Here is a 21,087-nt window from a genome sequence, read left to right on the forward strand (position 1 = left end):
ATACGTCCATCATGGATGCATCCCTGTTCGATATGAAAGGATGTTTAAGAGACATGCATCGCACACGAATCTGGCGGTGGCGAATTGCGCTGACGGCCTTCCTGCTCCTGCTTGCTGCCGGGGGCTTCATGCTATTCAGGACATCTCCTCTTGCGGAACAGGAGACCGTTGACACGCAAGTGAGCTCCATCGCCATCTTTGCGCTCAAGGGCTGCGGCGGCTGTTCCAAGGCGCTGGGCGTCATGGAGCAGATGGAAGCAATCTCGCCGGACTACCGTTACCAGTATTTCAGCATTTCGGAGGATACAGAAGCCGTTAACCGGTACGGTATTACGAAGCACCCGACCATCCTGTTCCTGAACGCTCAGGAGGAAGAACTCGGAAGACTGACCGAAGATATATCAAGCGACGGAATCCTGCGCGAGCTGGAAGATATCGCTGCGAACGGTACACGTCCGCCCAAGGGGACGATTCTCTCGGCCATCCCCAGCACGATGCCCAGCGTAACCCTCCATGCCTATGACCCGCATTCCGGTTTATTCACGCCGGTATCCCAGTACGTGCAGACGGATACCTCCGTCCGCTATCCCAAAGTCAGTGCCATGACGATGCTGACCCAGCTTTCGGATCTGCTGCCGCCCGAACTTGAAAGTGCCATCCCGGCCGGCGTAAACTTCGTAGAAATCCGAACCGAACACGGAGTGACCGTGGTGGAGCTGTCCCCATCGTTTCGTGCCTTTACCGGCTCCGAGGAGGGAGAACGGGCGGAAGAAGCCATCGCGCTTACGCTGCAAACCTTTGAAGGCGTGAACGTTGTTCAAGTAGTAAGCGGCGCGTATCGCAGCGACATCCTCTATGCGGAAGCCCTTGCTGGCCGTTCCGACGGAAAAACCGACTACCTGCTGCATCCCGATACGCCTCTACCGCATATGTCCAGCGTGAGGGAATACAATGCAGCCATCCTCCATGCCCGCCACTTGGCCTTTATGCCCTGCTTCTGCGGATGCGGCGATGCCGGCCATAGCAGCAACCTCAATTGCTACTATGCTCAAGAGGAGGACGGCAGGCTCACGCCAACCACGCACGCGAAATTCTGCCAAACCTGCTTGGACGTCACGAACATGTACCTGGACGGCAGGCAGCAGGGGCTGAGCCTAAAGGAAATCCGGCAGTCCGTGGACCGGGCCTACCAGGGGATCGAGCCGACGGATACGCCGATGCCGATGAATGAATAGGCATGACAAAAACACCGTTCCGTAAAGGATCGGTGTTTCTTTACCCCAATCAGGGAAATTCAATACCAATCAACATGTCCCGCCGTTACAGCAGCGCGGCTGCGGCCACGGGCAGCAGAAATGCCGCCACGAATATCGTGTCCGCCCGCTGCCATACAAACGACCTGAACCTGCTTCGCGGCGCACCCAAGCGATAGCCCCGGGCCTCCATGGAATCGGCCAGCCCGATCGCGCGCCGGAACGCGCCTGTCGTTACCGGGACCAGCAGGGCAGTGATCAGCCGTGCCTTCTCCCTCAGCGGGCGGGATGACAGGTCCAGTCCCCGGGACTGCTGGGCCTTCCACAGCCGCTCGGCTTCCTCGAAGATGGTCGGTATGAACCGGAGGGCAATGCCGAGCATCAGCACCAGCCGATCCGTCGGCACGCCGAGGCAGGTCAGCGGCCGCAGGAGGCTGCCGAGCCCCTGGGCCAGCTGCTCCGGCTGGGTCGTGAAGGTCAGCACCGCCGCCAGCATGATGAAGAGTCCCATCCGCGAAGCGGACACGATGCCTTTTTCCAATCCGCCGGCATATACCTTGAACGCGCCCACATCCAGCAGTTTCCCGCCTCCCGCATCATAAAGGATGTGAAATACCAGGATGAACAACAGCAGGAACATCAGCGGTTTCATGGCTCTGATGTAATAGCGGTACGGGATGCGCGTGGTCCGGATCACCACCGCAGTGAACAGCAGCAGCGCGAGCACCCCCATATATCCGTCCACCAGGAACACGGCCATCATAAAGAGCGGCATGGCCGCCGTCTTGGCGCGGGGATCCAGCCGGTGAACCCATGAATCGCCTTCCATATATCGGCCCAGAATGATTTTTCGTTTCATGTCGGCTCCCTCCCCTATCTCCTCTGCCTAGCCCTGTCCTATGATCCCAGCAGTTCCGCATACCATTCCGCCAATGCAGCCGCATCCGGCAGCATTTCCGCGGGTTCGATTCCAAGCTGTGCGGCCAGCATACCCGCCATCCGCACGGAGGAAGGAGCCATCAGGCCCCCCTGCTCCAGCACCTCCTGCCGGTGTACAAGCTCCCCGGCCGTTCCTTGAAACAGGACCTTGCCGTCCTTGATTACCACGAATTCGTCAGCAAAGGCCACGATTTCCTCCAATCGGTGAGTGACGACGAGGACGGTTTTGCCTTGCATCCTCGTTAACCCATGCAGCCGCTGCATCAGATCCTCCCGGCTGGCAGGATCGAGGGAGGCCGTTGGCTCATCCAAAGCCAATATGTCGGGATCCGCCGCCAGTACGGCCGCAACCGCCGCTTTCCGCATTTGGCCCGAGCTTAGCTTGAAGGGACTCTGTCCCAGCAGCTCTTCATCCAATCCGACGAAGGATGCCGCTCTGCGGACCGCCTCTGCGGCTTCGGCTGGACTCCGTCCGAAATTAAGAGGTCCGAACAAGAGATCCTTCTCCACCGTTTCTTCAAACAGCTGCTGCTCCGGATTTTGAAACACCAGGCCGACCCGCTGCCGCAGCCCGGCGGGAATTTTCTTGCCGTCGCCCGATGCAAGGCGGAAATCCAAAATGCGAATCAGGCCGTCATCCGCCCGAATCAAACCGTTCATATGCTGGAGAAGCGTTGATTTCCCCGAGCCCGGCGCACCGAGGACGGCAATCATTCGGCCTTCCTCCAGCTCCAGATTCAGGCCGTCGAGCCCAAGAACCGGACTCATCCCCCGGTCCCGGTAGCGGTAAGAAACCTCTTCGAATGATATGACCATAATGCCTCCAGCACCTCCTTCTCCCTGACCAGCTCGCCGATATCGATTCCTCTCGCTTTCAGCTCCCTGCACAGCTGGAGGGCAAAAGGCGCCTTCAGCCTGCACCGCCGCAGCAAGTCGTCCTGCAGAAGCAGCTCCTTTGGACTGCCGTCCGCTGCCACCATACCGCCGTCCAGCACGATCATCCGGTCGGCTTCGGCCATCTCCTCCACATCATGGGTGATGGAGATGAGCGTGTACCTGCCTTCGGCGTGCATGGCCCGCATCAGGCCCAGCAGTTCATTCTTGGCCTTCTCATCCAGCATGGAGGCCGCCTCGTCCATGACAATGATGGACGGCTCCATCGCCAGCACAGCAGCGATGGCCGCCCGCTGCTTCTGTCCGCCGGACAGAGTGGCCGGATGCCGTTGGAGCAGATGGACGATATCCAGCCGCTCCGCACAGGTTCGAATCCGCTGCTGCATTTCTTCCCGGCTCAGGCACAGATTTTCCAGGCCAAACGCGATATCATCCTCTACGGTGAGGCCGACAAACTGATCGTCCGGGTTGGCAAACACCATGCCGATATGACGGCGAATGTCGCCCAGCGTGCGGCCGTTCAGCTCCAGCCCATCGATCAGAATGCGTCCCCGGCTCATGAGGAGCAGGCCGTTCAACAGCCGAATGAGCGTGGACTTGCCTGCCCCGTTCCTTCCGGCGATGCATACCCACTGTCCATGGGGGATCGCCAGCGAGACATCTTTGAGCACGTTCGTGCAGCCCTGTCCGTAATATACATGCTTGAGCTTTACTGCATGCTCTGACTTATCGGTTATGCCCGCCATGCCTAACGCCTCCCCCTTAGCTTTCTGTGTGAAACATGCCGAACGGATCAATACGCCGCAGGGATTCGATCAGATATTTTGCGGCCCATCCGACGAAGATCCCGGTCACCACGCCCGCCCCGAGCAGAAAGGGCAGGTAATAATAGATTTTTGCCGTCCCCAATACCAGCGAGGCTGCCGTCAATTGCCCGATATTATGAGCGATGCCGCCAGCGATGCTCACGCCGGTTAAGCTGAAATTGCTCCCCCCGAGCCTCAGCATGACATACATCACCAGATAACTCGCCAGAGCGCCGAACATGCTGAACAGAAAGGTCGAGAAGCTGCCGAGTATAAAGGCGGTCAATAATGTTTTTAAGACAATGAGCCACAGGGCATCCCTGCCCCCAAGGCAGACCAGACAGGTCAGAACCATAATATTGCCGAGCCCCAGCTTTGCGCCGGGTATCGTGACCGCGAACGGAATCAAGGCTTCCACAATGCCCAGCACCACCGATAATGATGCGCAGATGGCGATCACGACCAGCTTGCGGAGCGCATAGGGATCAGGAGACAACGGCATCCGGCTCACTTCCTTTAATTTGTTCTCCGGTCACTTCAACGAACACGCGATTGGGCAAACATACGATGGTGCCATGGATGTCGTGAACGTGGCCGAACCCGATGCAGAGCTGATCCGGACAATCCGACTCCACCATCTCGATCCCTTCGCGCGAGATCCTCAAGAGGTTGTATCCCCGCTCCGTCCGGATTTCTATGTCTCGGGGCTCTTCCGTCAGCGCCACCGTATCATAATGCTTTCCATTCACCTCGATCATGGCATAGGTTCCCTTTCCCGTTCCGTCTTCCCCCATAAACTTGGATATTCCAAACCAGGCGACAGCCGCTATCAGCACAAGCGCTATTCCAATATCTCCGCGTTTCATCAGCATCTCTCCACTTCGCTTTGCTTATCTTCATTATCAGGGCTGCACCAAGCACCAGAAATGATTTTTCTCACATTCAGCGGGGTAAGGGTCTGATACGCTGAGATCATCGGAACTCGATGCAACAACAGCATCAGAATTCGAAGAGGAGGCACTATCATGTATAGGAAGTTTCTTTCCTGCGGCAGCCTGTTGATCATGCTCACCCTGCTGATGACGGGAGCGATCGGCTGCACAACCAAAGCGGATCAGAAGACAGCCGCCAGCACCGAACCCGCAGCCGAACGTTACTTTATATTCGATACCATTGTAAGTCTCCGCGTTTACGATGAACGGATGACACCCCGGCATTTCGACGAGGTTAGGGCTCTGCTGGAGCGGATCGACCAGCGCATGAACCGGCAGCTGGCGGGCAGCGAGATCGATCAGGTCAATCAAGCGGCAGGCAAATCCGAGATCAGCGTTTCGGAAGAGTCCTTCAAGGTGGTCCAGACCGCCATCGATTACGCAGCGGCTTCCGGCGGACATTTCGAACCGACCGTAGGCCCGCTGGTGGATCTCTGGGGCATCGGGGGCGAACACCCTGCGGTGCCAAAAGAAGATGAGCTGGCCGCCGCCATGCAGCGAATGAACTACAAGGATGTGATTTTAAATCCGGCATCGAACGCCATCCGGCTGAAGAAGGAGGGAATGTCGCTGGATCTAGGCGCCATTGCCAAAGGATATGCCGCAGATGTCATCGCGGACTATTTGCAGCAGCAGGGTTTTCGCTCCGCCATCATTGACCTCGGAGGCAACATCCTGGCCATGGGTTCAAAGCCGGACGGCTCAACGTGGAATATCGGCATCCAGGACCCTGAGAAGGATCGCGGGCAATCCCTGGGAACGCTTGAAGTCGTCAATAAGACGATCGTAACCTCCGGCGTGTACGAGCGTTTCTTCGAAGCAGGGGGAAAAGTGTATCACCATATTCTGAGCCCCTTCACCGGTTATCCGGTCGATAACGACCTGCTCAGCGTAACGATTGTGACCGACACGTCCATGGACGCCGATGCCATGTCGACATCCGTCTTCTCGCTTGGGCTTACGGAAGGTCGGAAGTTCGTCGAGAGCCGGGATGACGCCGAAGCCATTTTCGTCACCACCGACCATCAAATCTATCTCACCTCAGGCCTGACCGATACATTCAAACTGACGAATGACCATTATCAGCTTGCCGAATAAGTTACGAAAAGGAGAAGATCGTATGAAACAGATTCGATCTGCAAGGTCCGATGCGAAGGATGGAGGGCTGTTTCCTGCGGGCACTTCCTCCGTCTTTTCGCCGCCGCATCTCGCTTTAATCCTGGAAATGGCCGAGCCAATCAGTTTGTTTGCCGGCGATTGTCTGTATCAGGAGAACGATCCTGCCGACCGGCTGTACTTCGTAAACCGGGGAAGCCTGAAGGTATCCAAGCTGCTGGAAGGCGGATTGTCGGCAACCTTGTCGCTCCACATCCCGGGCGATCTGTTCGGTGAGCCCGATCCGTTCGGACGAGCCGTGCATCATTTCGAAGCCAGGGCCATGGAGGATAGCGAGGTCGGCGTCGTGCCCCAGACCGAGCTGGATAAAATCATCCGCATCAACGGTGACTTTGCCGTGGAATATACGGGCTGGATGGCGCTCATGCAGCGTACCACGCAGAGCAAGCTGCGCGATCTGCTGCTGCATGGCAAATCCGGCGCCCTATGCTCTCTGCTGCTGCGGCTGTACAATATGTACGGCACCGGCGGGACCGCCAAGGATCACAGGGCTATCATCGGCAAGCGGATCACGAATCTGGAGATGGCGGAGATGATCGGCTCTACTCGTGAAAGCGTCAACCGTATCTTGAACGAGCTTAAGGATCTTGGCGTGATTACGACCGAGCGGGGGCGAATCGTGCTGAATGACCCCGCCTATTTGCGGAATATTTGCCACTGTGAGGACTGCCCCAAAGAGATTTGCCGAATGTAACGGACATCAACAAAAAACCTCTGAATGGAACACGGAGTCAACAGCAATCTCTCACCCGTGCCCAAACAGAGGTTTCTTATTCTCATGACCCCTTTCATGAATTACATTTACACGCCAGCACCCAAGGATTCGTGATCACCACATGATTCCATTACCCGCTCTAGAAAAACGAATTCTCTCCTGAAATGATACTGCCGTCTGATTAACAACCTCCCTTCAAGCATGCAGAGGTTCGGCAACCATTCGAGATTTCCACATGAAAACTGCGCTAATTCTCGGTGTATCATGACTCCGCCTTGCGCGCTATGATGGAGTTGGTTTAACGGTTTATAGGGAATCGCCCACTTGTTGCATGTATATCTGAGAGCGTTTCCATTCCAACTCTGCTTAGAAATGAGGTTTTGCCCATGAAATATCCGTTCCAGGATCCGGATCTACCGCTGGAAGAGCGGGTTCACGATCTGGTATCCCGATTGACCTTGGACGAAAAAATCGAATTAATGTGCCAATACCAAACGGAAGTCCCCCGTCTCGGCGTGCAAAAATATAAACATGGCACCGAAGGCGCCCACGGCGTGGCATGGCTTGGCGAAGCGACGGTCTTCCCGCAAAACACCGGACTTGCGTGCACGTGGAATCCCGAGCTGATGCGTGAAATTGGCTCGGTCATCGCGGAGGAAGCCCGGGTCTATTACCAGCGCGACCGGGCCATCAACGGACTGACCATCTGGGCGCCGACAGTGGATCTGGAACGCGACCCCCGGTGGGGACGAACGGAAGAAGCCTACGGGGAAGACCCGCACCTGACCGGGGAACTATCCACCGGGCTGGTGAAGGGCATGCAGGGAGACCATCCCTTCTACTACAAAACGGTAGCTACCCTGAAGCACTTCTACGGCAATAACAATGAAGCCGACCGCGGCAGCGCCTCGGTAAGCATCGATCCGAGGAACAAACGCGAATATTATCTGAAAGCTTTCGAGGCTCCGTTCCGGGAAGGGAAAGCCGGTTCCATGATGACCGCGTATAACGGCATCAACGGCACGCCGTGCAACCTGAACCATGAAGTGAACGATATCGTCAAGCAGGAATGGGGCATGGACGGATTCGTCGTAGGGGACGCGGGTGACGTGCTGGGTACCGTCATGGACCATCATTATGTCGCTTCCTACGCAGAGGCCGTTGCGGGTTCCGTCAAAGCCGGAATCGACAGTATCACCGACGATCAGGACATCTCCTTCCGCGCTCTCCGCGATGCTTTGGAGCAAGGATTGCTGGAGGAGCAGCATCTGGACCGTGCCCTCCGCAATACCTTCCGCGTCCGATTCCGCCTTGGCGAATTCGACCCGGAAGAGCGGAATCCATACAGCCGCATACCGGAGACGAAGCTCTGCGCGCCGGAGCATGCCGAATTATCTCTTCGAGCCGCCCGTGAGTCGATCGTGCTGCTGAAGAACGACGGTTTGCTGCCCCTTCCGCGTGATCCGTTCAAATCCGCGGCCGTGATCGGACCGCTCGCCAACGAAGCGTTCACGGATTGGTACAGCGGCACGCCTCCCTACCGGATTACGCCGCTTCAGGGCGTGCAGGCCAAAGCGGGAGACCGCAACGTTCAATTCCATACGGGATTGGATCAGGTGCGCCTTCGTTCTGCCGTCAATGGTACGTATGTCGCCCTGTCTTCCGAGGAGCAAGGCATCCTGCTTGCAGGCACGTCAGCATCCGCCGATGCCGCCGTATTCGAGCGAAACGACTGGGGCTGGGGCTCTGTCACGCTCCGCCTGGTCAGCAGCGGCAAATTCGTGACCGAAACGGAGACGGGACTGCAAGCTGCGGCCGATGAGGCTCGCGGCTGGTTCGTGAAGGAGGCTTTCGACTTCGATGCGTTACCGGATGGAAGCTTCCTGATGAAAAACTGGGAAGGCAAACCGATCCTGCTCGATGAGCATGGCCGGCTTGTTGTTGGCGGCATCGAGGAAACGGGAACGCCGTTTACCATCGAAACGGTTCAGGACGGCATCGCTGAAGCCGCTGCAGCGGCCGCATCGACTGAAACGGCCATCGTCTTCGTGGGAAACAGCCCGTTCATTAACGGCAAGGAAACGATCGACCGTCCCGACATCACCCTTCCGCCTGCACAGCAGGCCTTGATACAGGCGGTGTTCGAAGCTAATCCCCACACGGTGGTGGTCATCGTAGGCGGGTATCCGTTCGCGGTGAACTGGGAACAGGAGCATGTGCCGGCCATCCTCTTTACGTCTCACGCCGGGCAGGAGCTGGGCCATGCGGTGGCCGACGTTCTGTACGGAGATTATAATCCGGGCGGCCGCTTAAACATGACGTGGTATAAGTCAACCGAACAGCTTCCGGACATCATGGATTACGACATGATCAAGGGAAAACGGACCTATCAATATTTCGACGGGGATGTACTCTACCCGTTCGGTCACGGCCTCAGCTATTCCCGCTTCCAATACAGCGGTCTGTCGCTGAGCCAGCCGAAAATCACGGCCGAAGGCGGCGTAACCGTCACCGTTGCGGTAAGGAACGAGAGCCGGCTGGCCGGGGATGAGGTGGTTCAGCTGTATGTGAAGGCTGACTCCTCCCGCGTCATCCGTCCTCTCAAAACGTTGAAGGGCTTCCGCCGCGTTCATCTGGCTCCAGGCGCTTCGGAAACGGTAACCTTTGAGCTCAAAGCCGAGGATCTGGCCTTCTGGGATGTCACCCGGGAGCGCTACTGCGTGGAAAGCGGGACCTATACGCTCATGGCTGGACCATCCTCCGGCCGCCTGCCGGTCACCGCAGTCCTTCAAGTCGAAGGAGAGACGATCCCGCCACGCACGCTGCGGGAGCCTGTTCGGGCAGTGAATTATGACGACTACCAGGGTGTCTTCCTGGATGAATGCCGCGAAAGCGGCGAAAGCATCCGTTTACACGGCGACTCGGGATGGATCGCCTTCCATGATGCCGATCTCGGCAATTCTCCGGCCACGTTCGAGGCCAGGGTAAGCGGACATATCAAGGGCGGCGACATCGTCGTTACGACCGGCAGCCCGAATGGCCCCGCAGCCGGAAGCTGCAGGGTTCTGCCGACCGGAGGACGCCAGGCCTGGACGACGGTTCAGGCCGATCTGACGGGGTTAGCAGGACGGGCCGACGTCTTCCTGATCATGAAAGGCGAGGTCCAAATCAGCTGGTTCCGCATAGCTTAAGCTGCCAGCGATAAAGTGATAAACTCTGTAATATGTGAATCGGTGGTTCTTACGAGCCTGCCAGCGGCACCCTATCTTACAGATATCCATAGAACATCTGCGCTACGTTTTTATACGGTGGGCAGATGTTCTTTTTTGTTAGAATGAAGTCAATCCGAAAATATAAGATAATGTCCCCGCCTTCGTTATAAGGCCACCTCCGCAAAAAAATATGAACCCTTTCCAAGGGTCATTTGTTTATTAGACATAACGCAAAGAAAGGAGTGCCTTGGATTGACGGAACGCGAGTTATTCGATTCATACAACAAGGACGTGTACCGTACCTGCTACTACATGCTGCGGAACGCCCAAGATGCGGAAGATCTCTGCCATGACGTATTCGTCACCGTATTTCGCCAGGATTGGAGAAGCGTAGAGCATACACGCGCCTGGATCATGCGCATCGCGATGAATCATTGCCTGAACCTGCTTAGAAGGAATCAGACCCAGCGGGAAAAGCAAAGCCAGGTCGAGTGGCTCCACGAGCAGACCGCGGCATCGGTTAAATCCGTGGACACCATCGTATTGGAAAAAGCAGCGGCGGCGGAATGGGAGAGCCTGCTGCGGCAGCTTCCGGACAAGCTGATGGCCGTGGTTACGCTCCGCTATATCGGCGAGCTGTCGATGGCGGAAATTGCCGAAACGTTGAAGATTCCTGTAGGAACGGTTAAATCAAGGCTACACAAAGCATTGAAAATCATGCGCAAAAAGCTCGAGCATCATAACGGCTTTTGGCTGAAGGGGGAGAAACAATTTGGAACGTTTTGAGAACAACCTGAAAAATCAGATGAACACAGCGAATAACGTGTCTTATCCTGATTTTGACCGGATGTGGAGCAGCATACAGCAGGACGAATTGAAGGTGGCCGGAGGGGAATCCATTCCGATTCGTCCGCGTAAGCGAAAGCGGATTGCGATCATTACCGGGATATCCGTCGCCCTAATGGCCACACCGGTCTATGCAGCCTTGAATTATGACTGGTCCCATCTTCTGTCTTACAAGGCCGGGATCCAGACTGCGCTAGAACAAGGGCTTGGCCAGACGATTGAGAAATCCGTTACGAAGGATGGCATCACGCTAACGGTGCACACGGCGTTTATCGATGAGAACCGCACGTTCCTGCTCTACAGCCTGGATCCTGGCTCGACGCGGGCCGGCGAACAAATCGCTTTTGATCGAATCGGGCTTAAAGATAAGGAAGGTCATTCCGTCGAGGGCCATTATTCTCATCAGTGGAACGAGGAGTTAGGCGTATTCCAGGGGTATTTCGAGACCGATTGGGTTGCTGAGGGCCAGATCGCGGATATCGAGTTTGCGATGGAGAATATCCGTTTTACCGGCGACGGAACACAGTCCATTCCTTACGACCCTCAAAACCCGAATACGCAGGTATTCCCCATTCAAAAGGATGGCATTGACAGCGTGACCCTGCAGTCCTTCGAGCAGGCCGAGGGCAATGTCCTGCTCCAATCGGCCATTAGATTTACGGACCCTGAAATGAACAGCAGAAGCTGGGTGCGAATTCAAGCGACCGATGACAAGAATGAGATGATTAAGGAGGTTAAACCTTCTACTTTCGGAACTCCGGCAGCCACCGGAGAATACCTGGGCCAGCAAATATTCAATTCCGATTCCCTGCGTGCGGAAGGCACGACATTCCAGCTGGCTTATGATCGCACGCTGCAAAGCGCAGACGGTATCTGGAGCTTGAATATGGCCCTGTCCAAGAAACAAATGGCCAACGGCACATGGAAGGACGTGCTGAATATCCCTGTAGATCAGGTGCCTGGCGAAACGAAGATCCATGAAATGATCGTGACGCCAACCCAAGTCCGGCTGATCTTGACCCATGAAGAAAAGTATACCCGTTTTCCTTTCATGGATTATCAACTAGATATAGGCGGAACGCTGTTGAACGGAGGTGTATGGTTTATTCAGGGACAATCCAATAAAACAGAGCTTCGCTTTGAAATGGCCGGACTGAATGCAGCCTCCCTGGCGAACCAACCGGTGTCCCTGATCGCCAAGCACCGCGTCGACGAATTCGCCGGAGATAAGAATCCGATCCGCTTGACCGATATTTCGGCTGAGCATCAGACCTTAACATCCAGTATCGCCGGCTATCCGATCACGTGGACCTATTACATGAAGGACCACAACCTCTATGTGGAATCCTTGAGCTCCGACCCGGCGTTCGGCGGCGTCAACCAGACTTATTATCTGGACGGCGAAGATCGGAACTATGGCATGCCGGCCATAATCGGCCTGCTCGGCGATGACAATAATAAACATATGGACGTGTATGAGAATTTCGACAAGACCGAACTCGAGGTGTATATTTCGAACTATACCACCCATAAACGAGACGATGTCTTGCGCATACCGCTTAAGGCTGGAAAATAATATATAACGCGTAATAAACGACAAAAGAAACCCTCAGGATGAACTTGAACGCTCCCCCGGAACGGCGCTTCTGCCAAGAAGCGCCGTTCCTCTTTCGGTCTTTCGTTCTCCACCATTTGAGGATTTATTTCTTTTTTTCGTTAGAACATGTCACAATTCTGGGCGGCAGACTGTCATATTGGTGAACATCAATCATCAAACGTAAAGGGGAACTGAACATGGAACTGCGAATGAATTACCGGTCGGCCAATCCCGAAGCCTTCAAAACCCTGCTTGCCCTGGAGCAAGCGGCTCAAAAAAGCGGACTGGATCATAAGCTGTACGAGATCATTAAGCTCCGGGCGTCCCAGATCAACGGCTGCTCCTTCTGCGTGGATATGCATTCGAAGGATCTGCTCTCCATGGGCGAGAGCGTGGACCGTCTCCTCCTTCTGCCGATGTGGCGCGAAGTGCCGATCTATTCCGACGAGGAACGGGCCGTCATCGAATTGACGGAGTGCGTGACCAAGCTGACCGAAGCCGGCGTTCCGGCCGAGGTATACGAACGCGTGCGCAAGCATTTTGACGAGAAGCAATTCGTCGATCTGGTCATGGCGATCACGACCATCAATGCCTGGAACCGGATCGGCGTTGCTACAGGGCTGTTCCCGGGCTGTTTTGATTAAACAGCTGCAATTTATCCGGATTGACCACAAGAAAGATCCGGCTGATGCGGGACAAGTCGGGTTCCCACTCTGCCGTAAGCACCATGGAGACCCTGCCTTCCCGCTTCAGCAATACGCCGGGCTCCCCATTGACGGAGACGGGTTCAAACCCTTCCCGAAACGAGCCTTTGGCGGACAATCCCTCGAAGAAAGCCCGTACCCGCTCCACGCCCAGTATCGGATTGATGGCTGCTTTTGCTTTGCCGCCGCCATCCGACAGCAGCGCAACCTCTTCCTTCAGGAAAGAGAGCAGCGGTTTAAAATTTCCCATATCGGACGCCCGCAGGAAGGCTTCAACGAAGCGTTCCTGCTTTTCCGTACGGGTCCCCTCTCCCACCGGCCTCTCCGTATGTTGGCCCATTTTTTGCTGGGCACGGCTGAAGGTCTTGCGGCAGCTGATCTCCGTCTTTCCAAGCATCTCCGAGATTTCATGATATTCGAGGCCCAGCGTATCCTTGGCGATATAGATGGCACGCTCCAGCGGCGTCAGGCGTTGAAGCAGCACCAGATAGGCATAGCCGATATTCTCGCGGCGTTCCGCAGGATCGGACTGCTTTATCATGTCATAATCCGGCATCGGCTCCGGCAGCCAGGGACCGGTATACGTTTCGCGCTGGCGCCTGGACGATTTCAGCAGGTTGATGCAGCAGTTCGTTGTCATTTTGGCCAAATACGCCTTCTCGTTTAACACCTCTCCCCGATCCATCTGCACAAATTGGGAAAAAACATCCTGCACGATGTCCTCGGCATCCGCCGCACTCCCCAGCATCCGGTAGGCCAGGCCGAACATCATCGGCTTGTATTCGATATAGATTTGATCCCATAACATCAGGCACACCTTCTTACTCTGTATATTGTCGGCAGTAAGCTACACCACATATAAGACAGATGAACACTACCGTCTGTGACATCAAGACGCCCTAATCCTACACTATCCTATCGATCCTGATCTCTGAAAGGGGCAGTTTATCAGGGAGTTTGAGGGTTAAACCCCGCTCCGTTCCCGATCCAACATAAACATTGTGGACAAGGTACGATAAATCTATCGACATTTGGGTAATTTTTAAATAACATATGGGATGACCAACCACAAACGTAAAAGGTTTAAGAGCTTAGAAAGTAGGGAAATACATGAAAAAATCCACCCCTTTACGCCGCGTCGAATTCGGTTATTTTCTGCTGATTGCTCTTGCCGTCGTCCAGCAGGCGTTATTATTTTGGCACATCCATGTAAACCAAAGTTTTACTTTCATGGAATTTATGTTTAGCGCCGGGTCACTGGCCGCTTTACTTATCGGGTTCTTTCTGCCGGTCGGCGTTTCGACGGTTGCCGTTTTTGTGTATTTGGTCACGTATTTTGTCTGGTTGTCCACGCTGGCTCCAATCCACGCGCTCACGCTGTCCTGGATTTTGCTGCTGCCCGCCAACACCGCTATTGCCGTCTTCATTAAGCTGGCTCTCGTGCGAAGCCGAAGATTTATCCGCCGTCTCGAGCAACTGAGGAAAACCAACCCGGACATCGACATCGATACCTCGCTCGGCAGCAAGGAGGCTTTTGAAAGCACGCTGGTGAAACAAGCAAATCTGGCAAACCGGTATTCCGATCAATACGGATTCTGCATTATGATGTTCAAGCTCGATTTCCTCCCCCTGACCAGAGAAAACGTCGGCTCTCACCGCTTTGCCAGGCTGATAGTGGAATTGTCCAATACGATTCAGAAGCAGATCCGTTACGAAGACTATAAGTTCTCCATCGGCGAAGGGCGGTTTATCATTCTATGTCCGCTCACCAAGCCGGAATACCTCAAAAGCCTCATGGACCGCATCAAAGTCGCCATGATGAACGTCCCCTTCCGGGATAAAAAAGGCATGTCCCTCAAGCTAGTGGTCCGAGCCGGCGGCCTCGTATTCCAGAAAGAGCAGTTCAGCCGATACGAACATATCGATGATGTCATCTCCGCTTTAGAACGTAATACCGAGACCGACCTCATCGGTGAATATATTTAACGCCATGAAAAAGGAGGCTTGCAGCCGATGTGGTATACCCATTGGTTTATCCCTCTGTGCATCGGGGTCAGCATCGTGTTCTCCATCGCCATCATGATCCTGACGGTCGCAACCTTAAGCTTCCGTTCGAAAATCAAACGAAAGTACGATCGGGGGAAGTTTAGTGACTGACTTTTTCCTTGTTATCTCCATCATCAGCATATGGATTGCCGTACTGGAGTCGATTATTATCATGGCCGGCGCCATCGTGTTCATTCATAAACAAAGCCGGCAGAAGCTGGGGAATCCCGGCAATTTGGAGGATTATCCCACCGTGACGGTCATGGTGCCCGCGCACAATGAGGAATTGGTCATCCAGGCAACGGTCGAGCACATTTTGCAGATGAATTACCCTCACCACAAAATGCAGCTGATTGTCATCGCCGACAATTGCAAGGATCATACGGCCGAGCGGTTACAAGCGCTGAAAGCGCATGAGCGTTACCGGGACCGCGACTTTCTGATCCTGGAGAGAGAGGGAACCGGCGGCAAATCGGGCGCTTTGAACGACGCGCTCAAGCAGGCAACGGGCGATTGGATCTGTGTCTACGACGCCGACGCCGCTCCCGAGAAAAATGCGCTGTTGTTCCTCACGCAGAAGGCGATGGAGCAGCCCGAACGCTACGGGGCCGTCTTCGGACGCAACAAGGCCCGAAACCGCGGGCAGAATTTCCTGTCCCGCTGCATCAATCTGGAGCTGGTGACCATTCAGCGCGTGCATCATACCGGGTTATGGCAGCTGTTTAAGCTGGGTACCATTCCCGGCACGAACTTTATCGTGAAAACCGCGCTCATTCAGGACATCGGTGGATGGGATGAGCATGTGATCACCGAAGATACCGCGATTTCGTTCGAGATCCTGACGAGAGGGCAGCTGATTGCCCTGGCTCCCCAAGCCGAGGCTTATCAGCAGGAGCCCGAGGATCTAAAGGTGTACATGAAGCAGCGCGAACGCTGGGCCAAAGGCAACTACAGCGTCGTCACGGATAATATTCATCATCTGTTCAACCGGAGCAGCTGGCGGATTAAGCTGCATGTGCTGTATTACGCGGCCAGTTACTTCTGGTTTATGATGGCCATCATCATCTCGGATATTATATTTATCGCCAATATCGTGTATCAGATCATCGCGCTGTTTAATCCGGCCGTCATCTCCCCTTTCCGGTTTGAAGGGGATGTCTACATGTATCTCGTCATTGCCTGGGCCTTAATGTATTACATCTACGTCCTGCAGATTAACCTGGCGCTCGCAACGGACATCGGCCAAAGCACCACGCGCAACTTCATTCTATCCTGCGTGTCGTACTTCACCTACGCTCAGCTGTTCCTCGTCATATCCATCAAGGCGTTCTACTCCATGATCGTGGACAAGATTACGGGCAGGGAGTCGAAGTGGTATAAGACCGAGCGGTTTGGATAGAGGGCGCCATTTATATTTGGTGTTAGAAAAATCATGACCACCCGTCCAACGGGTGGTTTGCTCTTGGGGTATAACCCCTTGTTGCCAAACTGCGCCTAAAGTCGCTAGCCTGACCACAAATCCGTTCAGGCTCAGTGTTTTTGTCACTTTCACTTACCAGTTAAACTGGTTTATTTCTTCTTGCTCCTGTTGCTACTGAACGGATCTTCGTACTCTTTTACACTCAGCTTATCTACCGCTTGGTCATGTGCTTCTTGTTCACGAATATACTTTCTTACCGTTGCTTCATTTAACCCTACCGTACTCACATAATATCCTTCTGCCCAGAATTTTCGATTCCCGTATTTATATTTGAGCTGGGCATGCATCTCAAAGATCATGAGCAAACTTTTTCCCTTTAGATACCCCATAAACGTGGAGACTGCAATTTTAGGTGGAATCGCTACCAACATGTGTACATGATCCGGCATCATAGGCTGTAGCTCTTGGTTGCCATGAATGACCATTTCTTTCTTTTTGAGCCTGAACATCTCAATTGTATTGGAATGGTCTTAGTGGTCAACCCTTAATCCCTCCACCCGTAGCAGGTGGTTTTTTTTTTCGCGCGTTTCACGCACTCAACTGGCTAAAGCCATAACAAAAAGCCTCCGTGAGGAGGCTTCAGCGTTGTTTATCACACAACATTTTTGGCTTTATTTTAGCGGAACCTTCATTTCCAGCTCTTCAATGTAATTTTTAACGATCTTCCCATCGGCATCCAGCTTAAACGCGCCATTTGCTGCACCAGGTGCTTCCATCTCGGGATAGAACGGTTTAATCGTGATAAATTTAGCATCACTATGGATCGGAGTTAACACGATGTCATTATAAAGTGCTTTTTCTTTATTGTTATCATCTGTACCAAACGCTGTCAAGTAATCCAGCTGACGGCCGCTGTCATCCACAACCTCATACTGCATACCAAAAAGCCGCTCTGTTGTATCTCCCTTCGCAATCAGTTGAACACGAGTTGAAGTTGATGTAAGGCTTATTTTACCAAGCTTAAGAGTTAGGTTCCCAGCCTGTTTGGTCAAGCTGTCTGTTAGCACCACTGGTTTGTCTGCTGTCTTTTGCATTGGAAGTTCAACAATGTAAGGTTTATCCACCCCTGTAAGTTTTACCTTTAGTTTAAGCTGAAACTTCTCTGGAAAAGTGTAGCCTTTGCCGCCTAACCATGAAGCATCCTTAAGAAGAACACGAGCACTTTCCGGCGTTTCTCCAGATCCCCACTTCAGACCCGGTCTTTGGCCCAACCCCCCTCCGCCAAGCTCAATAATAGATTTTCCGTCAATAAACCCATCGATGGACTCGAGACTTCCATGTTCAATTTGAGCACTTCCTTCATCTTTTGTCCCCTTGTGCACAAAGCTGCTCTTTAGTTCCTTGCCGCTTCGGTTGAGTGAAATATCAATGAAGTTTCCATCAAATTGTGCTTTTGCCACCTCAAGGGTAATGCCGCTCTGAGTTACTTGAACGGTTTTCGCTTTACTCGCAGTCGCAGCCTTTCCTTTTTCTCCAGCAGCTTGAGCTGCCGCAGCATCAACCGTTGCTGCTTGATATCCCCAAGCCCCGCCTCCAACTAACAATCCTGCTGTCAAAGCTGTTACCGCAATCATTTTAGATGTGTTTTTCATGGTTTATCGTCTCCTCTAGTTTCGGATGAAATCTCGTATAGTTTCTGTATTTCTGCTTGATCAACCGGAACGGTGATCTCCAACTCGTTGATATAATTTTTAATGACTTCCCCACGCTCGTTTAGCTTAAAGCTTCCTGAAGAGGATGAAGAATGCTCCATTTCAGGCAAAAAAGCTTTCAGTTTGATTGATGAAGGAGCCTTTGCCATACGTTCAAACAGCACATTATAACGAAGCTCTCCTGCGCGGCCGGTTTCATGCGCACCATATCCGCCAATGACACCCAGCACATTGCCACTGTCATCCCACAGTTCAAACCATAGCCGACGCTGCCATTCCTGATCATCCGAAACAACACTTAACAACACTTGGGTTGTAATCGGTGTGAACTGGATTTCGCTTAAGGTCAGCTTGTGGCCTCTCCATTCTCTCGACTTCTGAATGGTGGACATAACTTTGGCCTGGTGTTTACGTACAGGAAGTTCCAACATAAATTGTTCTTCAACCCCCTCCAGACCGACCTGAATTGTTAGCGTAAATGCATCTGGAAGTTCTGATGTAAGCTGCTTTGTTACGGAGTGTGACGTAAGTTCGTAAATAGCTGTATTTGGATCGGAAGTGGGTTTTGCTTTAAAACCCATATTCCATCCATTATTTTGACGAGAGATGGGACGTCCATCGATCTGCGCCTCGAAGGAATGAATGGCTCCTTTAGGATATTTGGGCTTTGTTCCGTTTCCCGTAGAAATTTGGTCAAGAATACTGCCACTTAGTTTTTCTCCATCACGCGTAACTACCATGGATAGCCTTGTGCCATCGTAGACAAGCTCTGGAATACGGAGAGTGATTCCATCATGGGTGGCGCTGGCTTCCACGACATCTACAAGACCGCGCTCCTCCAAGGTTTGCAGGCCTAAGTCGTCGGCGGCCAGCTTAAACAGACTGCCGATGAGTGGAACACTTTGCAGTGCTGCTGCTATGGTCGGTGATACAGCAGCACCGCCCAGCAAGCCACCGATCGTAACAATCAATACCGCTGCAGCGGTCAAAAGGATACGGCGAACCCGGGACACAACACAATCAGCCTTTTTACGGTGACTGCGTTCCTGCATTGGGAAAGTTTCCAGAGCGGCATACACCTCTTCTTGACGGCGACGAATAATATCGGGGACCTTGCCTGCATCCTTACTCCCCAACTCCCGCAGCTGCTGTTCAAGATCTCGTTTATTCATACGCCACTCTCCCCTTTCCAATTTCGTTGACTTGCTTTGCCAGCACTCCTCGAGCTCTGTGTAACCGGGCTCTAACAGCTCCTTCTGACAGATCAAGGACACTTGCAATATGTTTGATCGATAAATCCTGATAATAGAACAGATGAACAACCAAACGTAACGATTCGTCCAGATTCTCCACAGCTTCCCGTAAATCAAGCTGCCGGCTGTTCACAACATCTTCTTCCTTGCTGCCCGTCCTGATCTGCTCGGGCAGTTCCGCCATGGCGACGGTTCGTTTGCGCATACGCAGCACCTGATTACATTCGTTGATCAGTATACGGATAAGCCACGTTTTGAAATAAGCTGTCTTCCTTAAGCCGGCTATACCTTTATATGCTTTCAGCGTCGTTTCCTGAAGAGCATCCGCGCAATCCTCATCCCGTCCCACAATGGACTTTGCCAAACGATACAACTCGGGCTCCAGCCTCCGGAGCAACTGAATAAATGCTTCACGATCTCCCTGCTGTGCTCGTTTGACTTCTTGTACCATAGTTTGCTGCACGAATTTCATCTCCTTCTGAGGGCCCTCCATAGATTAGATGGACAAGTACTACAAAAGGTTATATACCGTTCAAAAAAAGTTTTATGACTGGTTTTACTTCTTTTTGTTCCGATTACTGCTGAATGGATCTTCGTGTTCTTTTACACTCAGCTTATCTACCGCTTGATCATGTGCTTCTTGCTCACGAATGGGATCGCTACCAACATGTGTACATGATCTGGCATCATATGACCTTCTATGATCTCTACACCTTTGTACTTGCATAAGCGTTTGAAAATTTCAATCAGATCTCTTCTCACTTGATTATAAATCTCTTTCCATCTATACTTCGGGGTGAATACAATTTGGTATTTGCACATCCACTTTGTGTGAGCTAGGCTGTAGCTCTTGGTTGCCATCTAAGACCATTCCTTTCTTTGAGCCTGAACATCTCAAGTTTAGCGGAATGGTCTTAGTGGTCAAACCCTCAATCCCTTCACCCGCATAGCGGGTGGTTTTTTGTTCCGTGCGTTTCACGCACTCAACTGGCTAAAGCCATAATAAAAGAAGAAGGATCGCCATGTCATGGCGATCCTTCTTCTTGTTCCACTATGTTCACCATGCTGTGTAAAAGCATTTACATCGTCATGGCTATTCGATTTTCCAGTTCTTTTGCTCATTGCGAAGTTTCTCAGGTGTCACGTCATTACCGGCGGGATCCACGATGCTTAATCCCGAAAAGGTGCTCAGCACCTGTCCGCGAATTTCGCGCAGGTATTCCGTGCGCAAAACTTCCTGTTCGGCTCTTTCCGCAGCAGTGAGCACTCCTTCCCGCTGTTTTTGTGCCAATTCGTTAATCCGGGTTAAGCTTTGGATCATGATATCCCTCTTTTCCGTGATTTGTTTGTTTATTTATCTTAATATAAAGATAAATTATTTAGAGGTATTTGTCAACCCCTGCCAACCTCATTGCCGTCAGGCGCATTTGTGATTATTTCCCTATCAAAAGTCCCTTCCTTTCCTTAAACTTGGTGTTTAAGGTTTATTTATTTACAAATCGTGGTTAATGTTAGTATTGAA

The 21,087-nt window shown here is 53.0% G+C and carries 20 protein-coding genes and 2 pseudogenes; 10 read left to right on the top strand and 12 right to left on the bottom strand.

The window, feature by feature from the left end:
- Window positions 1-53: 53 nt before the first annotated feature.
- Window positions 54-1,235: a PCYCGC motif-containing (lipo)protein gene (locus tag BMX45_RS14120; RefSeq protein ID WP_254778071.1), complete on the top strand. Its 1,182-nt coding sequence runs from the start codon at window positions 54-56 to the stop codon at window positions 1,233-1,235.
- 85 nt (window positions 1,236-1,320) lie between these two features.
- On the opposite strand, the gene BMX45_RS14125 is transcribed toward BMX45_RS14120, so the two are convergent.
- Genes BMX45_RS14125 through BMX45_RS14145 form a run of 5 tightly spaced genes read right to left on the bottom strand, consistent with a single transcriptional unit; the run spans window position 1,321 to window position 4,758 of the window.
- Window positions 1,321-2,112, bottom strand: coding sequence for an energy-coupling factor transporter transmembrane component T family protein (locus tag BMX45_RS14125; RefSeq protein WP_090910213.1), 792 nt, complete (start codon window positions 2,110-2,112; stop codon window positions 1,321-1,323).
- A 38-nt stretch (window positions 2,113-2,150) separates the two neighbouring features.
- The gene (locus BMX45_RS14130; protein WP_090910214.1) at window positions 2,151-3,008 is read right to left on the bottom strand and encodes an ATP-binding cassette domain-containing protein; all 858 of its coding nucleotides are present in this window, start codon (window positions 3,006-3,008) and stop codon (window positions 2,151-2,153) included.
- Window positions 2,957-3,832: an energy-coupling factor transporter ATPase gene (locus BMX45_RS14135; protein ID WP_090910215.1), complete on the bottom strand. Its 876-nt coding sequence runs from the start codon at window positions 3,830-3,832 to the stop codon at window positions 2,957-2,959. The genes BMX45_RS14130 and BMX45_RS14135 overlap by 52 nt, the downstream gene beginning before the upstream one ends.
- Window positions 3,833-3,848: 16 nt before the next feature.
- Window positions 3,849-4,394 (bottom strand): Gx transporter family protein, encoded by a 546-nt coding sequence (locus tag BMX45_RS14140; RefSeq protein ID WP_009593823.1) that lies wholly within the window; start codon window positions 4,392-4,394, stop codon window positions 3,849-3,851.
- A complete protein-coding gene (locus BMX45_RS14145) occupies window positions 4,378-4,758 on the bottom strand; it encodes a NusG domain II-containing protein (RefSeq protein ID WP_090910216.1) in 381 nt (126 codons plus the stop codon). Before BMX45_RS14145 ends, BMX45_RS14140 begins: the two co-directional genes overlap by 17 nt.
- A 159-nt stretch (window positions 4,759-4,917) precedes the next feature.
- Here BMX45_RS14145 and BMX45_RS14150 point away from each other — a divergent pair, with 159 nt between their 5' ends.
- The 6 genes from BMX45_RS14150 to BMX45_RS14175 all read left to right on the top strand — a co-directional run bounded on the left by BMX45_RS14150 (window position 4,918) and on the right by BMX45_RS14175 (window position 13,074).
- A complete protein-coding gene (locus BMX45_RS14150; protein ID WP_090910217.1) occupies window positions 4,918-5,982 on the top strand; it encodes an FAD:protein FMN transferase in 1,065 nt (354 codons plus the stop codon).
- Window positions 5,983-6,004: 22 nt separating this feature from the next.
- Window positions 6,005-6,754 carry a Crp/Fnr family transcriptional regulator gene (locus BMX45_RS14155; RefSeq protein ID WP_090910218.1) on the top strand — a complete coding sequence of 250 codons (750 nt, stop codon included), beginning with the start codon at window positions 6,005-6,007 and terminating at the stop codon, window positions 6,752-6,754.
- Between the two features lie 407 nt (window positions 6,755-7,161).
- Window positions 7,162-9,966 carry a glycoside hydrolase family 3 protein gene (locus BMX45_RS14160; RefSeq protein ID WP_090910219.1) on the top strand — a complete coding sequence of 935 codons (2,805 nt, stop codon included), beginning with the start codon at window positions 7,162-7,164 and terminating at the stop codon, window positions 9,964-9,966.
- 273 nt (window positions 9,967-10,239) lie between these two features.
- Window positions 10,240-10,773: an RNA polymerase sigma factor gene (locus BMX45_RS14165; RefSeq protein WP_090910220.1), complete on the top strand. Its 534-nt coding sequence runs from the start codon at window positions 10,240-10,242 to the stop codon at window positions 10,771-10,773.
- A complete protein-coding gene (locus tag BMX45_RS14170) occupies window positions 10,760-12,409 on the top strand; it encodes a DUF4179 domain-containing protein (RefSeq protein WP_090910221.1) in 1,650 nt (549 codons plus the stop codon). The genes BMX45_RS14165 and BMX45_RS14170 overlap by 14 nt, the downstream gene beginning before the upstream one ends.
- Before the next feature lie 218 nt (window positions 12,410-12,627).
- Window positions 12,628-13,074: a carboxymuconolactone decarboxylase family protein gene (locus tag BMX45_RS14175; RefSeq protein WP_090910222.1), complete on the top strand. Its 447-nt coding sequence runs from the start codon at window positions 12,628-12,630 to the stop codon at window positions 13,072-13,074.
- Here the strand turns inward: BMX45_RS14175 and BMX45_RS14180 are convergent.
- Complete coding sequence (locus BMX45_RS14180) at window positions 13,043-13,942, bottom strand: sigma-70 family RNA polymerase sigma factor (protein ID WP_090910223.1); 900 nt, start codon at window positions 13,940-13,942, stop codon at window positions 13,043-13,045. The two genes, BMX45_RS14175 and BMX45_RS14180, sit on opposite strands and share 32 nt — an antisense overlap.
- Window positions 13,943-14,244: 302 nt before the next feature.
- On the opposite strand from BMX45_RS14180, the gene BMX45_RS14185 reads away from it, so the two are divergent.
- The 3 genes from BMX45_RS14185 to BMX45_RS14190 are packed head-to-tail and all read left to right on the top strand — an operon-like array spanning window position 14,245 to window position 16,579.
- Window positions 14,245-15,120 carry a GGDEF domain-containing protein gene (locus BMX45_RS14185; protein WP_090910224.1) on the top strand — a complete coding sequence of 292 codons (876 nt, stop codon included), beginning with the start codon at window positions 14,245-14,247 and terminating at the stop codon, window positions 15,118-15,120.
- 27 nt (window positions 15,121-15,147) lie between these two features.
- Window positions 15,148-15,291 carry a hypothetical protein gene (locus BMX45_RS31325; RefSeq protein ID WP_175495109.1) on the top strand — a complete coding sequence of 48 codons (144 nt, stop codon included), beginning with the start codon at window positions 15,148-15,150 and terminating at the stop codon, window positions 15,289-15,291.
- A complete protein-coding gene (locus BMX45_RS14190) occupies window positions 15,284-16,579 on the top strand; it encodes a glycosyltransferase family 2 protein (RefSeq protein WP_090910225.1) in 1,296 nt (431 codons plus the stop codon). The genes BMX45_RS31325 and BMX45_RS14190 overlap by 8 nt, the downstream gene beginning before the upstream one ends.
- A gap of 170 nt (window positions 16,580-16,749) precedes the next feature.
- Here the strand turns inward: BMX45_RS14190 and tnpA (BMX45_RS14195) are convergent.
- The 6 genes and pseudogenes from tnpA (BMX45_RS14195) to BMX45_RS14220 all read right to left on the bottom strand — a co-directional run.
- Window positions 16,750-17,052: pseudogene (gene tnpA / locus BMX45_RS14195) on the bottom strand (IS200/IS605 family transposase); the annotation flags it as partial.
- Window positions 17,053-17,271: 219 nt separating this feature from the next.
- On the bottom strand, window positions 17,272-18,252 hold the full coding sequence (locus tag BMX45_RS14200; protein ID WP_090910226.1) for a DUF5643 domain-containing protein: 981 nt from the start codon (window positions 18,250-18,252) through the stop codon (window positions 17,272-17,274).
- Window positions 18,249-19,484 (bottom strand): DUF4179 domain-containing protein, encoded by a 1,236-nt coding sequence (locus BMX45_RS14205; RefSeq protein WP_090910227.1) that lies wholly within the window; start codon window positions 19,482-19,484, stop codon window positions 18,249-18,251. Before BMX45_RS14205 ends, BMX45_RS14200 begins: the two co-directional genes overlap by 4 nt.
- Complete coding sequence (locus tag BMX45_RS14210; RefSeq protein WP_090910228.1) at window positions 19,477-20,037, bottom strand: RNA polymerase sigma factor; 561 nt, start codon at window positions 20,035-20,037, stop codon at window positions 19,477-19,479. The genes BMX45_RS14205 and BMX45_RS14210 overlap by 8 nt, the downstream gene beginning before the upstream one ends.
- Before the next feature lie 84 nt (window positions 20,038-20,121).
- A pseudogene (tnpA, locus tag BMX45_RS14215) lies at window positions 20,122-20,426 on the bottom strand (IS200/IS605 family transposase).
- 232 nt (window positions 20,427-20,658) lie between these two features.
- The gene (locus tag BMX45_RS14220; protein WP_090910229.1) at window positions 20,659-20,886 is read right to left on the bottom strand and encodes a DUF896 domain-containing protein; all 228 of its coding nucleotides are present in this window, start codon (window positions 20,884-20,886) and stop codon (window positions 20,659-20,661) included.
- Window positions 20,887-21,087: the final 201 nt, after the last annotated feature.

This window comes from Paenibacillus sp. cl141a, assembly GCF_900109305.1.
In the GTDB taxonomy this organism is placed as follows: domain Bacteria; phylum Bacillota; class Bacilli; order Paenibacillales; family Paenibacillaceae; genus Paenibacillus_AQ; species Paenibacillus_AQ lautus_A.